The organism is Pseudoalteromonas aurantia 208 (assembly GCF_014858725.1).
Classification (GTDB): domain Bacteria; phylum Pseudomonadota; class Gammaproteobacteria; order Enterobacterales; family Alteromonadaceae; genus Pseudoalteromonas; species Pseudoalteromonas aurantia.
This window is the reverse complement of record NZ_AQGV01000015.1, coordinates 96259-110577: the sequence shown is the minus strand read 5'-3', so window position 1 is coordinate 110577 and position 14319 is coordinate 96259. Positions and strand designations below refer to the sequence as shown.

The window sequence follows — 14319 nt, the reverse complement described above, 5'->3', positions numbered from 1 at the left end:
AATAATAATGAGAAAAAACTCCTATGACATTAAGCCAACTAGATATTACCGTACTCATTCTTTACGCCGTGTTGTTACTTACCGCCGCATTGTACATATCGAAAAATGACAAGTCAGCTACCTCAAATACCGAGGATTACTTTCTAGCAAGTAAAGCATTGCCATGGTGGGCCATCGGCGCATCACTGATTGCATCAAACATTTCCGCGGAACAAATCATAGGAATGTCTGGTTCTGGGTATGCGATGGGACTCGCCATTGCTTCATACGAATGGATGGCAGCGATTACGCTAATACTTGTAGGAAAGTATTTATTGCCCATATTCTTAAAGCAACAAATTTACACAATGCCGCAATACTTAGAACAGCGTTACAATAAACCAGTCAAAATTACACTCGCTCTATTTTGGCTGGTGGTGTACATATTTGTTAATTTGACCGCAGTATTATGGTTGGCTGGCATGGCGATTGAATCTATCTCAGGTTTAGATGCCATGATTGGCATGCTATTACTCAGCCTTTTTTCTGTTGCATATTCCGCATATGGTGGGCTAAAAGCAGTTGCCTATACAGATATTATTCAAGTTGTTTTATTGGTTTTAGGCGGGTTACTTTTAAGTTACTTGGCGCTCAACCAGGTGTCAGCAGGTAAAGGCGTTATTGTCGGGTTTGCAAAACTGTCTGAGCAACTACCCAGTCATTTTGATATGATACTATCCCCAGAGAGTGCTCACTATGCGAGTCTACCTGGGATCTCCGTACTTGTCGGTGGTTTATGGATCATGAATATCAGTTACTGGGGGTTCAATCAATACATCATTCAGCGTGCGCTTGCGGCAAAAGATTTAAATGAAGCCCAAAAAGGCATTGCATTTGCCGCCTATTTGAAACTGTTGATGCCATTTATAGTAGTGTTACCAGGAATTACCGCTGTTGTACTTTACCCTAACTTACCTTCGCCTGACCTAGCGTACCCTTCCATGATGGGGTTAATGCCTTCGGGTATCAAAGGGCTAGTTTTTGCGGCGCTTGTTGCAGCGATTGTTTCTTCATTGGCGTCTATGACAAATTCAATCTCGACAATATTCACCATGGACTTATATAAAGAAATTAAACCACGTCAGAGCCAGCGCCATTATGTACTGATTGGCCGTATTGCTGCAGTTTTTTCATTAACAATTGCATTAGTAGTCGCAAAGCCTTTACTAGGTCAGTTTGAGCAAGCTTTTCAATATGTTCAGGAATTCACAGGTATCTTTACCCCTGGGATTGTCGTCATTTTCCTGCTGGGGATGTTTTGGTCTCGCGCAAACTCACAGGGAGCACTTGCAGCTGCTATTGGGTCAGCTTTGTATTCAATCGCTTTAGCCTATTACTTCCCCAATTTTCCATTTATGGACAGAATTGGCTTAGTGTTTCTCATGTGTCTATTAACTGCGATTGTTACCTCAAATACAACCGCAGGAAATATAACAATCAATAGGACCTGTCATTTATCTACATCTGATAGCGTAAGTACTGGTGTTACCTCTGAGTTATTCACTACCAGTCAAGCATTTAACATTGCGGGACTGAGCTGCGTGATCATTTTAGCCGCACTGTATGTGACTTGGTGGTAATACACAACTTAGCTGACTATTTACACGTATATACCAATAATAAGAAGTAATAATGAGTAAAATTCAAGAATACGAACTGAAAAACAGCAACGCTATGACAGTGAAAATCTTAAACCTAGGTGCGCGGGTAAGTTCTATCAAAGTGCCGATTGATCAATGTCCAACTGAAATGACTGTGACATATAATAACCTGCAATGCTTTCTCGACGACAAAGCATATATCGGTGCTACAGTCGGACCTGTCAGCAATAGAATAAAGAATGGCGAGTTTTACTTAAATCAAACCCGTTATATATTAGATAAAAATGATCGAGGTAATTGTTTACATGGTGGGGAAAAAGGTTTTTCGCAGCACCTATGGCAAGTGAACGAAACAACACAGACACTTACCTATTTGGAATTGAATTTAGAGTCAAAACATCTGGAACATGGGCTCCCAGGGCATCTTAATATTACTGTTGGCTATAATTTGACTGAGGATAACGCACTCGAAATCACCTATTATGCAAAAAGTACTGAAGACACCCTCTTATCAGTATGTAATCACTGTTATTTTAACCTCGCTGAAACATCCGTCGATAATCTATTCTTATCTCTTGATGCTACGAATTATTTACCAATAGATGAGTTAGGCATTCCGACAGGTGATATGAAAGCAGTAGGTGAAGGCGACTTTGCATTTAACAGTCAACTAAAAAGCATTGGCTTAACTATTGGTTCAGCAAACGACCCACAAATTATTGCCAACCGCGGATTTGATCATTGCTATGTGATAAATCCCCATTTAGCTCAATCACCGGTCGCAACCTTAATAGCAAAGAGTACAGGTATTCGTATGCAGTTATATACCGACTATGAAGGTGTTCAACTTTACTCTGGGCAACACCTAAAACCGCCATTTAAACCTTATCAAGGAATATGCATAGAAGCACAACGATTTCCGAATGCCATCAATAACCCGCTTTTGCCCAACCCAATACTCAAGTCTGACACTTTACTTAAGCAACATACCGTATATAAGTTTGATCATGTTTAGTTGGCGGATAATCAGGACCTTATTAATTATTTACATGAGTGGCGTATGTGTCACAACCGTCTATGCCGTCACCGACACACAACCAACATGTGCTAACTGCCACTCTAAACAGTCCGCTGACTGGCATGACTCTGACCACGCAAAAGCCATGTTAGATACAACCCCCGAAAATGTCCTTGGGGATTTTAATAATAAAACCATAAACCATCATGAACAAATAGTCAGATTTTATAAACGCTCTGACAAATACCTCATGACGGTCACCGACAAAGATACCGAACACACGTTAGTGGTAAAGTACACTTTTGGTCATAGCCCATTGCAACAATATTTGGTTGAAACACAAAATGGTCGATTACAGGTACTCCCTTTTAGCTGGGACAGTCGAGCAAAAAACCTTGGTGGGCAACGTTGGTATGCAAATTATACCAATGAAATGATGACCTCTTCAAAGCGTTTGCATTGGACCCAACCGTTACAAAATTGGAATGGTATGTGTGCCGATTGCCACTCAACAGGCTTAAAGAGACACTACGATAGCGAGAGTAACACCTTTAATACAACCTTTAAGGACGTTAATGTCAGTTGCAATGCTTGTCACACAGAGTTAAATGACCACGCCGAAAAGCATCTTCTAAAATCCCCAAACACGCCTGCAACACACTCAACTAAGTCTTTAAAAAATCAAAGCTGGGTATTTGAGTCAAATGGCGCGAACGCGGTATGGCATGGACCTAAACGAGACAATAGTTTTATGGACAATTGCTTCTCATGTCATTCAAGACGACTCCCGTTAACTGACGGCATTACCACCGGAGCAGCATTTTTAGATCAGTTCATTCCGCAATTACCAATATCTCCGTATTATCATGCCGATGGACAAATAAAAGACGAAGTGTATGTTTATGGCTCGTTTTTACAAAGTAAGATGTATGATGCAGGTGTAAATTGTCTGGATTGCCACGATAAACATACTATGAAAGTAAAGCTGCAGGGCAATGGGTTGTGTTTACAATGCCACAGCAATGATGTTTACAATAGCTATGAACATCACCGACATCAAACAGAATCGGCAGGAAGTTTGTGTGTAAATTGCCATATGCCGGAAACAGAATACATGGGTGTAGATAAACGCCGTGACCACAGTTTTAAAATCCCTAGGCCTCATTTATCTGCACGTTTTAGTACGCCAAACTCGTGTAATCGCTGCCATGAGAACAAAAGCGCACAGTGGGCAAGCAATGCAGTAAATCAATGGCATGGTAAACCCAAACCTCTGACTATGAATGAAATGAACCTAGTAAAATTAAACTTGGGTCTAGTTCTGTCTGACAGCGAACATTGGAACATTATCAATGACAGCAAGATCAGTATTATTCGTAGAGCAAGCGCGCTGCAGTTGCTCAAAGCTATACCTAATGCAAAGCAACAACAAAAGCTCATTCATTATTTAAAGCACGATGAGCCGCTACTACGGTTAGCCGCCATCGAAGCCTCCAAGTTAATGCCAAGCACAATGTTAAAGGCACAGTTACTACCGTTACTAAATGATGCTTACAAAGCTGTCAGAATAAGCGCGTCACGCACTATGATTTTATCGGGTATGGCTGATATATCACACCCCAAGTTTGTTCATGCATTTGAAGAACTCATGGGTGTTTCAGCATTAAATAGTTGGCGAGGAGAGGGTTTAGTAGAGCATGCTGCTTTACTGGCAAGCGCCAGCCAGTTAAAGGGTTCGGAAAAAGCACTTATTCAAGCCATCGAATTAGACCCATATCATGAAGTAGGGTATATCAATTTAGCCGATTTATATCAAAGTCAAAAACGAGAAAACCAAGCAAAGTCCATATTAGAAAAGGGCATTGTTACAATTCCACGCTCGTCCATTATTTCATATGCCCTAGGCTTGCACTTTGTGCGCACTAAGCAACTTGACCTTGCAATGAGCCATATTAAAAAAGCAATGCTATTAGACAAGACCAACCCGCACTATGCCTACACCTATGTATTAGTACTTGATAGTTTGGGGCAAAGTGAAAAAGCCTTAAAACAATTGCGCTTAATCATCAAAAGTTATACTGATAAGTCCAACCTGAACTCACTCGGTTTGGACTTAGCACTTAAACTGGGCGATATGGAGGCATATCAAGAATTCAGATGAGATAATCCCCCAAATTGCTGGTGGCACGTAACCCACCAGCGATTATTCAAAAATTTAGACTTATTAAAGTAGCAACGTTTCTAACTCAAGTACAGTAACCACAATGTAAGCATTTCACATACATTTCTATGACACATGACAGATATTGTATATTCACATACTCCACTAGAATTCTCACCATCGAATTAGCTTGGAGACATATTATGAATACTTTACTCAAATTAACACTGCCTTTAACTGCTGCAATTATACTATCAGCTTGTGGAAGCAGTAGCAGCACTAAACCGACGACTGCCCCAGTAAAATCAGAAACCCCAACAACGCCAGTAACAACAACTCCAGTCACGCCTGAGCCTGTTGCGGTACATCTTATTCAGCCAGAGAATGTTGCGCAATATATCGAAACGTTTAAGCGTCAGTATGAAGCGCTTGACTTGCAGATTGATGGTGTAAAATACGATATATCCTATGTAGATAGCGATAGAGATGCTAACGTTATTTATGCAAAATACGACAAAGGCTTTTTATTTTTCGGGTTTGATTTTGACGATAATCAACCTATTGCCTCACTTACCGTATTAGAAACCGAATTAGATGATATTAACGACGCCATTGCCGAGCCTAAGGCCTACTTGTTTGGGACTGGTATCAACACGACTTCGGATGATAGCGACAATATTATCTATGCTGGAAGTATTAATAACACCACAGGGGAGTACTCGGTCAGGTTGCTCATAAATGAATCGCTCCTTTCCAGCGGCAATAGCAGTATAGAAGTGGAAGGTGACACAGCAAAACTCAATGGCGAGCTTGGTTCTTTAACATACGTTCAACTAAATGACTTGATCAACAACCAACCTGCAGTAAAAACACTGTTACTGCAATCTATAGGGGGTTCTTTGAATGACGATATCAACATGCATACAGGCAGGTTAATACGCAACGCACAATTGGTCACCAAAGTAGAATCGACTTCTAAAATATATTCTGGTGGTGTTGATTTATATGCCGCGGGGTTCAGCCGTATATACACACCTGGCGCAGTCGTTGGGGTACACTCGTGGTGTTGTAATGACGCGGGTAAATCTGCCGCAGACCTAGAAAAAGATGATCCGGCTCATGGTGCACAACTGACTTATTTTAGAGAAATGTTAGGCAAAGAACTCGGCCCAGAATTCTATTTTTTCACGATAGATTCAGCCGCTTTTGATTCAATTCATAATATGACTCAACAAGAACTTGATAAATTTCTACTTATCAAATAATCAAAAAATTGTTTAAAAATGTAGTGAGGCACCTGATAAAGGTGCCTCTTTGCGTTATGTCTGTTATATTTTATTACTCGTTGAATTAATTATTTTTTGCAGAGTATATGCCCCAACCTACACGTATTTTACTGGTAGAAGATGATCGAAAATTGGCTTCTTTACTCAATAGTTATTTTTCAGGGTATGGCTTTGATGTCGAAATACTAACTTCAGGTGAACATGCCGTTTCACATATCGTAAACCAGTCTCCTGATCTCGTTATATTAGACCTCATGTTACCTCATCAAGACGGATTAAGTATTTGCCGCGCTGTTAGAGAACAATATCACGGCGCAATTTTAATGCTCACAGCGAGCGGTGATGATATGGATCAAGTGGCAGCACTGGAAATCGGCGCTGACGACTTTGTGCAAAAGCCTATTCAGCCAAGGGTATTATTAGCACGCATTAAAAACCTGTTACGCCGCACAAATAAGCAAAATGTTACAAACAATATTCAAGAAAGTAGCGAGACAAACACAATAAAGACGTTTGGCGCACTGTGGCTAAACCAGACGCTACAACGCTGTACACTTGCCGATGAGTTAATTACCCTTACCCCGTCTGAGTTCGCTTTACTGTGGCATTTGGTTGAGCATTCTGAGCAAGTTAGAAGTCGAGAACATCTACTTAAATCACTGAGAAATATTGATTATGACGGCCTTGACAGGTCAATCGATAATAAAATATCGCAAATTCGTAAAAAATTAAAAGACGATACAAGCCGCCCCCAGGGGATCATCACAGTTCGTGGCAAGGGTTATATGTTCGTACCCGACTTTTGGTAAGTAAACCCCATACAATCCCATACAGTCGCATCAAAAAAAAACAGGTAACCTACAGGCTTACAACGTAAAGTAAATTTAAGATTGTTCGGGAGTCATATAGTGACTAGGTTATTTATTTCATTTTATACAGGGTTATTGCTGACGCTTTATGGGTTTGTGGTACTCGCACATTTAATTAATACGTATGCCATTATTGACGTTGATAACGTCACTGATGCACGCCAATTCTCCGCTGAAATTCAGTTACTCGAAGAATTAGACCCACATATCTCGCCAGAACGTCGGCAATCTTTATTAAATATGATTGCTGAACATAACCAAATAACCATCGAATTAATAGGAACAGCACAAATCCCCGATTATGTGCAAACGCATTTAACCCAGATCAATGTCTGGTTTGATGATGAAGAATTTAACTACTTCAAGGCGTTTACAGAAGATAAATATTATAGAATCGCGAGGGACTATAACCACCCGCTAATACAGATTGAAGAAACGATAGAGAACTACATTATCATTGCACTTATGTTGTGTGTGGCATTGTGCTGCTTTATTTGGTTTTTTGTATTACATCGTAAACTAGCCCTAATTGAGAAAACGCTCATTAGCATCAGCGAAGGGAATATGGCTGCGAGAACACCCGTCAAGCAACACTTACAAATTGGTCAGCTCAATACGTGCGTCAATGTGATGGCTGATAAAATTGAGCATCTTTTAACGAGTCACAAACGCCTGACTTACTCAATAGCGCACGAGTTTCGCTCACCGCTATTTCGTATGCAATTACATTTAGAACTACTAAGTATAAATAAAAAAGGAGTAGGTTCGAACCATATTAAAGAACTTGAAGATGAACTTTTTTCTCTTGAAGATATGGTCGATGAATTACTCAGCTACGCACAAATGGAAAGAGCTGAACTCAGGCCCGAATTAAAACGCCTAGAGCTCCATGAATTTATACAGACATTGTGTGATAAGTTAACTTTCGAATGCGTGCATACCTTACATTACATCAACAACCAATCCTTACGTTATTTTGTACTCGCTGACCCTTCCTTATTGGCCAGAGCGCTTGGAAACTTAATTACAAATGCAGATAAGTACGCCAAAGAACATATATATGTTCTTTTAACTGCAAACAGCGAAGCCTTAACCATAATAATTGAAGATGATGGCGAGGGCATTGACGACAACCACAAGCAGGAAGTATTTGCGCCATACTACAGAATAAGAGAAGCGAATAACCAATCAGGCTTTGGATTAGGTCTGGCTATTGTTAAAGAAATAGTTAGCCTGCACCAAGGCACCATTGCCATACAAGATAGTGAACACGGTGGCGCCAAATTCACAATGGCATTACCGCATTCGAATTAACGATAAATTTTTGGAAATCGATGTAAGAAGTGATAGAAAATCGGGAAACAAGTCAATGAAGGGGGCTTACATATGTAGATTACTTAGCGCTCTAGTCAATTATCTATTTAACCATTGTCTAGCGTTACTTTAGGAGTAACTCTAGATTAAAGCTTACGTCACTACTGTGTTGAGATATTTGCCTTACTTCGACCGCGACGACATTATTTTGTTGCAGCGTCACTTTTTTATTAAGCGTCACTTCATACCACATATATTCAATCAAAGAACCTGTTGCAAAGTGAACATCACTATTATTAGAAGTTAAGCGGGGTTGCCCTGATTGTGTACCATTTGGGAGTAGCAAGCGGTGGACTTCGATGCCATTAATAAAGACTCTTGCGCCATCATCAACCAACATTCGTAAATTAAGCTTAGTGGGGACATTAGGGCCATTCCAATTAAACTCATGACGAAAGTAATAGGCAATAATCGGCGTTCCTGCACTTGTCTTTGCTAAACGTGTTTGTTCATCTCCTTCTCCGAAACCCAATTGTGCTTTCCCTAACGGCCATTTTGAATCATCAAAAAGTGGGTGATGCCAATTGTTAGCAGGTGCTATGGCGCTATCATAATATCGCCATTTTGCATTGACTGGAACGAGCACATTTTGCGCCAAAGATTGCGAACTTAACGCAATTAAACATACTATAAAAATAAACCTTAACGCTTTATTCATTCTCACTCACAAACACCATTATGTTATATACGTTTTAGATTGTGCTATATAAGCATTTCGACTCAAAACTTTAACACTATCATTATGATATTACTAATTATAAAAATAACATCGCTTTACATTAGGTTTTATCAACCAACATCACTAACAAAAAACTAAATGCTGTTCCAAGGTATAACTTCGAGGCATATGCTGCCGCGTATACAACAATTAAAACAACGCAGGTTTATAACGAATGAAAACCACAATAATTAATTTAGTTTTAGCAACAAGCTTAATAAGCACCTCATTTGTCGGCCACACAGCGGATCTCACTAGAGGCCCGTATTTACAAATGGCGGCGCAAAAACAAGTCACAATACGTTGGCAAACAGATACCCCAGTAAAATCACAATTGCACTATGGAGAGTCACTTGGCAATCTGAAACCACTCTCTTATTCTGAAGCACTGAGTACAGAACACGAAATAACCGTAGACAAGCTACAGCCTGATAAAAAATACTTCTATGCAATATATGATGGTGCAACGTTACTCAGTGGCAATGATGAACAAACTTATTTTCGCACCTCTCCATTAAAAGACAGTGATAAGAATACAAGAATATGGATATTAGGCGATCCTGGAAGAGCTGGCACAGATCCAGATACCACCGCACAAAAAATTGTACGGGACGGATATTTGAAATTCGCAGGCAATACACCGCCTGATTTTTGGATGATGTTAGGTGATAATGCGTATAACGATGGCACCATCACCGAGTATGACAATGCCGTATTTAGTCAATATCCCACTATTTTAAAACAATCAACTCTTTGGCCTATTATGGGAAATCATGATAATCGCTCTGCAGATGTTGAAACCCAAACGGGTGGCTTCTATGATTTATTTTCCATCCCTACGAATGCCCAATCAGGCGGTGTTGCATCATCTCATGAAGCCTATTACTCGTTTGACTATGGCAATATTCATGTTGTGGTGCTCAACTCATCTGACAAAGAGCATTATAAAGAGTCTAGTGCCATGTTAGATTGGCTAAAACAGGACCTAGCAGCGAATGATAGTGAATGGCTTATCAGTGCATTTCATCATCCAGTGTATGGAAAAAGTGGTCACGATTCAGATGAAGCAGAAAACATGATCTTTATGCGTGAGCGCTTCTTACCTGTACTTGAACAGTACGGCGTGGATCTTATTTTAGCTGGTCATAATCATTTTTACACCCGTTCTGTGTTAATGGCTGATCACCACAAAAAATCGGGGGATTACAATCCTTCTACACACATAATGCACGGTGGCAACGGTCAACCTGATAAGGATGGCGCTTATACTAAAAAACAAGGAGAAAAAGGGGCCGTTTTTATAACACACGGAGCCAGTGCAGGTAGTGGAAAGGGCTATGCAAGGCAAGTACGCCCAGACGAAATAAGTGAGGGGAAGCGTCATCCGACAGATTATATATACGGTGGCCGAGGCTCAATTGTTTTAGATATTTTTGCCAACTCTCTCAAAGCACATGTTCTCGGCCCGCAAGGTGATATCGTCGATTACTTTACTATCACACACAGAGATGACGATTCGCCCGCAAACAATCCACCTATCGCTGTTATCAACGCACCGTCAGAACTGGCATTATTTGAAGCTGGACAATTCTCGAGTGAAGATTCACTTGATACCGATGGTCATATCGTGGCTTACTATTGGCAGTTTGGAGATGGTGTAACAAGCACACTCGCTAATAGTACACACCAATACTCAGCGCCAGGAGATTATATTGTTCGTTTAACGTTAACAGATGATAAAGGCGCACAAACAAGTACCAACACTCACATTTCAGTAAGCTCTGCGCTTACGACTAAACTCACCAAAAATGAACCAATTACGGTTTCAGGTAATGTAAAAGATACCATTTATTTTTATTACGAAGTGGATAATACCTCACAGCCTGTGACGATATCTATAACAGGAACACAAGGTGATGCCGACCTCTATGTAAAGTATGCACAGCGACCAACTAAAACGGACTATGACTGTAAACCTAATAAAAATGGGAGTGTTGAAACATGCAATATTACCGAGCTGAGTGCTGGGAAGTACTTCATCATGCTGTATGGCCACAGAGCTTTCTCTGATGTCACATTGTTAGCTACCCAAACCACGCTTAATAATTCTAACCCTGTTGCCGATGCGAATGGCCCATACCAAACAACAGTAGGGACCAATGTACACTTCAGCAGTGCCGGAAGCTTCGATTCTGATAAAGATGAATTAAGTTACTATTGGCAATTCGGTGACAGCGTTACCAGTACACAGGTCTCACCTGAACACACGTATATCAAAGAGGGAAGGTACAACGTTTCTTTAACCGTGCAAGACCCTCATGGTGCACAAAGTACCGATACTACTTTTGTAAAAGTATCCGATGACATTACACAGCCAAATAACTGCGAACAAGGTGTAGAGCCAACCCATGGAGGGCGAATAGAACTTGCCAAACAATATTGTCTAGCCACGCAAAATAGTGCAGGGCAGTTACAGTATTCACTGTATATTGATGAGCAATACTTAGGTAAAAACCTGTTCATAAATACTGCGCATGGAACGGGTAACGCCAACATTTACTATCAATACTCTAGTCGCCCAAACAAAACAAACTGGGATGCCAGAAGCATTACTGATGGCAACAATGAATCACTCAAAGTTACGAATCTTAAAACAGGCTGGCATTATATACACATCACCACAGAGCAACACTTTGACGGTGTATCCATGCAAGTATCAATAGATTAATTTCACACTCATGAGGTAAGGCTGACTACGGTCTTACCTATTTCACAATGCTCAAAGACGATAGAGCAACACAGTCCTTCATAGTAAATTAAATCCATTAATTGGACTCTGTGAAAATTATAAGTACTATACCTATTCAACCCACAAAAATTAGTTTCTTCATAAATTTATGCCTAGTACTGAACACCCTTTTCTAGACCACTTCACCATGAATCAATGGGTTGTAGATTGTAAAAAACTCACAGCAGTACATGCTAATAAAAAAGTTCGATTAGAACCAAAAGCAGCGCTGATCTTGCAATATATGGCTGCCCGACCGGGCCAAATAATTAACCGAGAGGAACTATTTAATCAATTTTGGTCTAATCAAGTGGTCACAGAAGATGCCTTGAATCGCGTTATTTCCTCTTTAAGAAAGGCGTTTGATGATAACCTGAGCGAACCACAATACATTGCGACCATACGCAAGACTGGCTACAGATTAGTGGCAGAGGTGGCCCCTTTACCCTCGGGAAGTAAGTATGCAAAACGTAGGGTAATTAGTTCTATAAGCTTTTTTTTAATCATATTATTCACATTTCCACTCATAACACGCATTGTATCAACTACTGAGCCAACAATATCGATGGGTTCTATGCAGCGCTTAACTTACAACACTGACCTAAAGCTTATGCCCAACCTAAGCGAAGACGGTACGCATTTAACATATATTGAATCAGACATAGGCGAAATGGATACCATTGTATTGATGACGGTAAAAAATCAGCGCAAAGAACACTTCAGCGCATATGGCTACGAATTTATGCACCCAGTAATTACCGCTAAAACAAACTCTGTACTCGCTTTAACCCGTAAAAACCACGCTCATTCAATATCACTTATTGACCTGTCTAACGACACAATCAAGCACATTGTTGAGCTACGCGGTGAAAGTTATGGTTTAAACCATCATATAAAGAACAAAACCCTTGTTTTTACCCAAGAACACATCAACTCAAAAACACATCGACTAACAATTTACGACGCTTTAATCGATTTAATAGAGCCCCTTTCAACACCACCGCGGGGATTAACTGATAAGTACCCGATATTTTCACCTTCAGGGTTAAAAATTGCTTATATCCGTTCTAAAGCTTCATCTGACCACGCGCTATTTACGGTGGACCTCGACGGGAACGAAACTCAATTGAGTAACTATCAAACTACAATTTCTGGGTATGACTGGGTCGATGATGAGCACCTGCTATATGCCAATGAGCAGGGCGTACATTTACTTGCTCTGACTGGTGAAACTAAAACAATATCAGCGCCACTTCCCACAAATATATTATCAAACTTACAAATTAGTAGTAATACCGGTACTCTTTTATTCTCTTTACAGCAGACTAACTTAAAAGGTGTCGCTCTAGATTTAACCCAGCCAAAAAAAGCATTACCACTCACAGCATCAAACAGTAATGATAGCGAACTTTCGATTAGTCCAGATGCAAAAAAAATGGGCTTTGTTTCAACGCGTAAAGGTTACAAAACACTATGGGTTAGAGGTAACAATCACTTAAGCAGTATTAACAACTCTAAATTCGATGACATTTATGATCTAGTGTGGTCAACAGACAACCAACGCATTGCTGCGACTGTTAAACAGAGTAGTAAATATGGCATAGCAATCTATCATGTTGAGCTCGATAATTTACATGTTACATGGTTAAGTTCAGATCCAGTACATGTTATAGGCTGGAACAAACATAATAGGGTGCTTTACGCTCAAAGACACCACCTGCACTGGCGTTTAGCCAGTTACAATAGTGCGACCTCAGCACACTCGTATTATCCAGCTATAAACGTCTATCAAGGCCGACTTTTACCGGATAAAAAATCCTTGCTGTATATCGACGCTGTTACGCGCACGCTATGGCAGTGGGACTTTAATAATAAACCTAAAAAAATACCGATTCCGAAACAAATGACGTTAGATCGAAACTGGGATGTCGACCTTCATGGCATCTACTATATAGACACCAATGGCATCGTAAAATACTACAAAATGGATAATGGCGAAATTAAGAGCATTATGGATCACCCATACACATTTTCATTCCAATCCAGACCACAAGTGCGTTTGCATGGGTTTATAGGGGCCAATAAGACCGTGACAAACAACGATTTTTGGCTTTCAGCCATAACTTTGTAACGTCGGTTTGTCACTAAATAAAAACTATTTTATAAAGTGCTACTAAGTTTTATGTGGTAGCGGGACGATAGCATGTAAAGATTTTATGGTTGGTGCCAGCTGTTAACTTTATTAATTCAAACCACCTTCTTTTATCTAGTGGATGACCGTAACCGGTCGACTTATTTGCCAATCTAGAGAAAGTTAGGAGAGTTTGAGCGTCATCTGAACTCAATATATCTTCTAGTTCTATAGTTTCTTTTGATAATTCGATTGTTAGCGTAAAATTTTTATCCGCTTTGGATAAAAGCTCGTTGCAAAAAAATTGTGAGATTTTTCTAAGAGGGTTCACAAC

Annotated in this window: 9 protein-coding genes; 8 read left to right on the top strand and 1 reads right to left on the bottom strand. The window is 40.1% G+C overall.

The features are described from left to right. Positions 1-23: 23 nt before the first annotated feature. From PAUR_RS19020 to PAUR_RS23925, 6 genes are all read left to right on the top strand, one after another. Positions 24-1619: a sodium:solute symporter family transporter gene (locus tag PAUR_RS19020; RefSeq protein ID WP_192509310.1), complete on the top strand. Its 1596-nt coding sequence runs from the start codon at positions 24-26 to the stop codon at positions 1617-1619. Between the two features lie 52 nt (positions 1620-1671). After that, on the top strand, positions 1672-2655 hold the full coding sequence (locus PAUR_RS19015) for an aldose epimerase family protein (protein WP_192509309.1): 984 nt from the start codon (positions 1672-1674) through the stop codon (positions 2653-2655). A 34-nt stretch (positions 2656-2689) separates the two neighbouring features. Then, the gene (locus PAUR_RS19010) at positions 2690-4819 is read left to right on the top strand and encodes a HEAT repeat domain-containing protein (protein ID WP_192509308.1); all 2130 of its coding nucleotides are present in this window, start codon (positions 2690-2692) and stop codon (positions 4817-4819) included. 203 nt (positions 4820-5022) lie between these two features. Continuing rightward, positions 5023-6084 (top strand): hypothetical protein, encoded by a 1062-nt coding sequence (locus PAUR_RS19005; RefSeq protein WP_192509307.1) that lies wholly within the window; start codon positions 5023-5025, stop codon positions 6082-6084. A 107-nt stretch (positions 6085-6191) separates the two neighbouring features. Then, on the top strand, positions 6192-6914 hold the full coding sequence (locus PAUR_RS19000; protein WP_192509306.1) for a response regulator transcription factor: 723 nt from the start codon (positions 6192-6194) through the stop codon (positions 6912-6914). Positions 6915-7013: 99 nt separating this feature from the next. After that, the gene (locus tag PAUR_RS23925) at positions 7014-8288 is read left to right on the top strand and encodes a sensor histidine kinase (RefSeq protein WP_192509305.1); all 1275 of its coding nucleotides are present in this window, start codon (positions 7014-7016) and stop codon (positions 8286-8288) included. Between the two features lie 124 nt (positions 8289-8412). Here PAUR_RS23925 and PAUR_RS18990 read toward each other — a convergent pair whose 3' ends face one another. After that, positions 8413-9006 carry a hypothetical protein gene (locus PAUR_RS18990; protein WP_192509304.1) on the bottom strand — a complete coding sequence of 198 codons (594 nt, stop codon included), beginning with the start codon at positions 9004-9006 and terminating at the stop codon, positions 8413-8415. A 235-nt stretch (positions 9007-9241) separates the two neighbouring features. Here PAUR_RS18990 and PAUR_RS18985 point away from each other — a divergent pair, with 235 nt between their 5' ends. Next, a complete protein-coding gene (locus tag PAUR_RS18985; RefSeq protein ID WP_192509303.1) occupies positions 9242-11794 on the top strand; it encodes a PKD domain-containing protein in 2553 nt (850 codons plus the stop codon). 208 nt (positions 11795-12002) lie between these two features. Then, positions 12003-13985, top strand: a complete 1983-nt coding sequence (locus PAUR_RS18980) for a winged helix-turn-helix domain-containing protein (protein ID WP_192509302.1) — start codon at positions 12003-12005, stop codon at positions 13983-13985. Positions 13986-14319 lie beyond the last annotated feature (334 nt).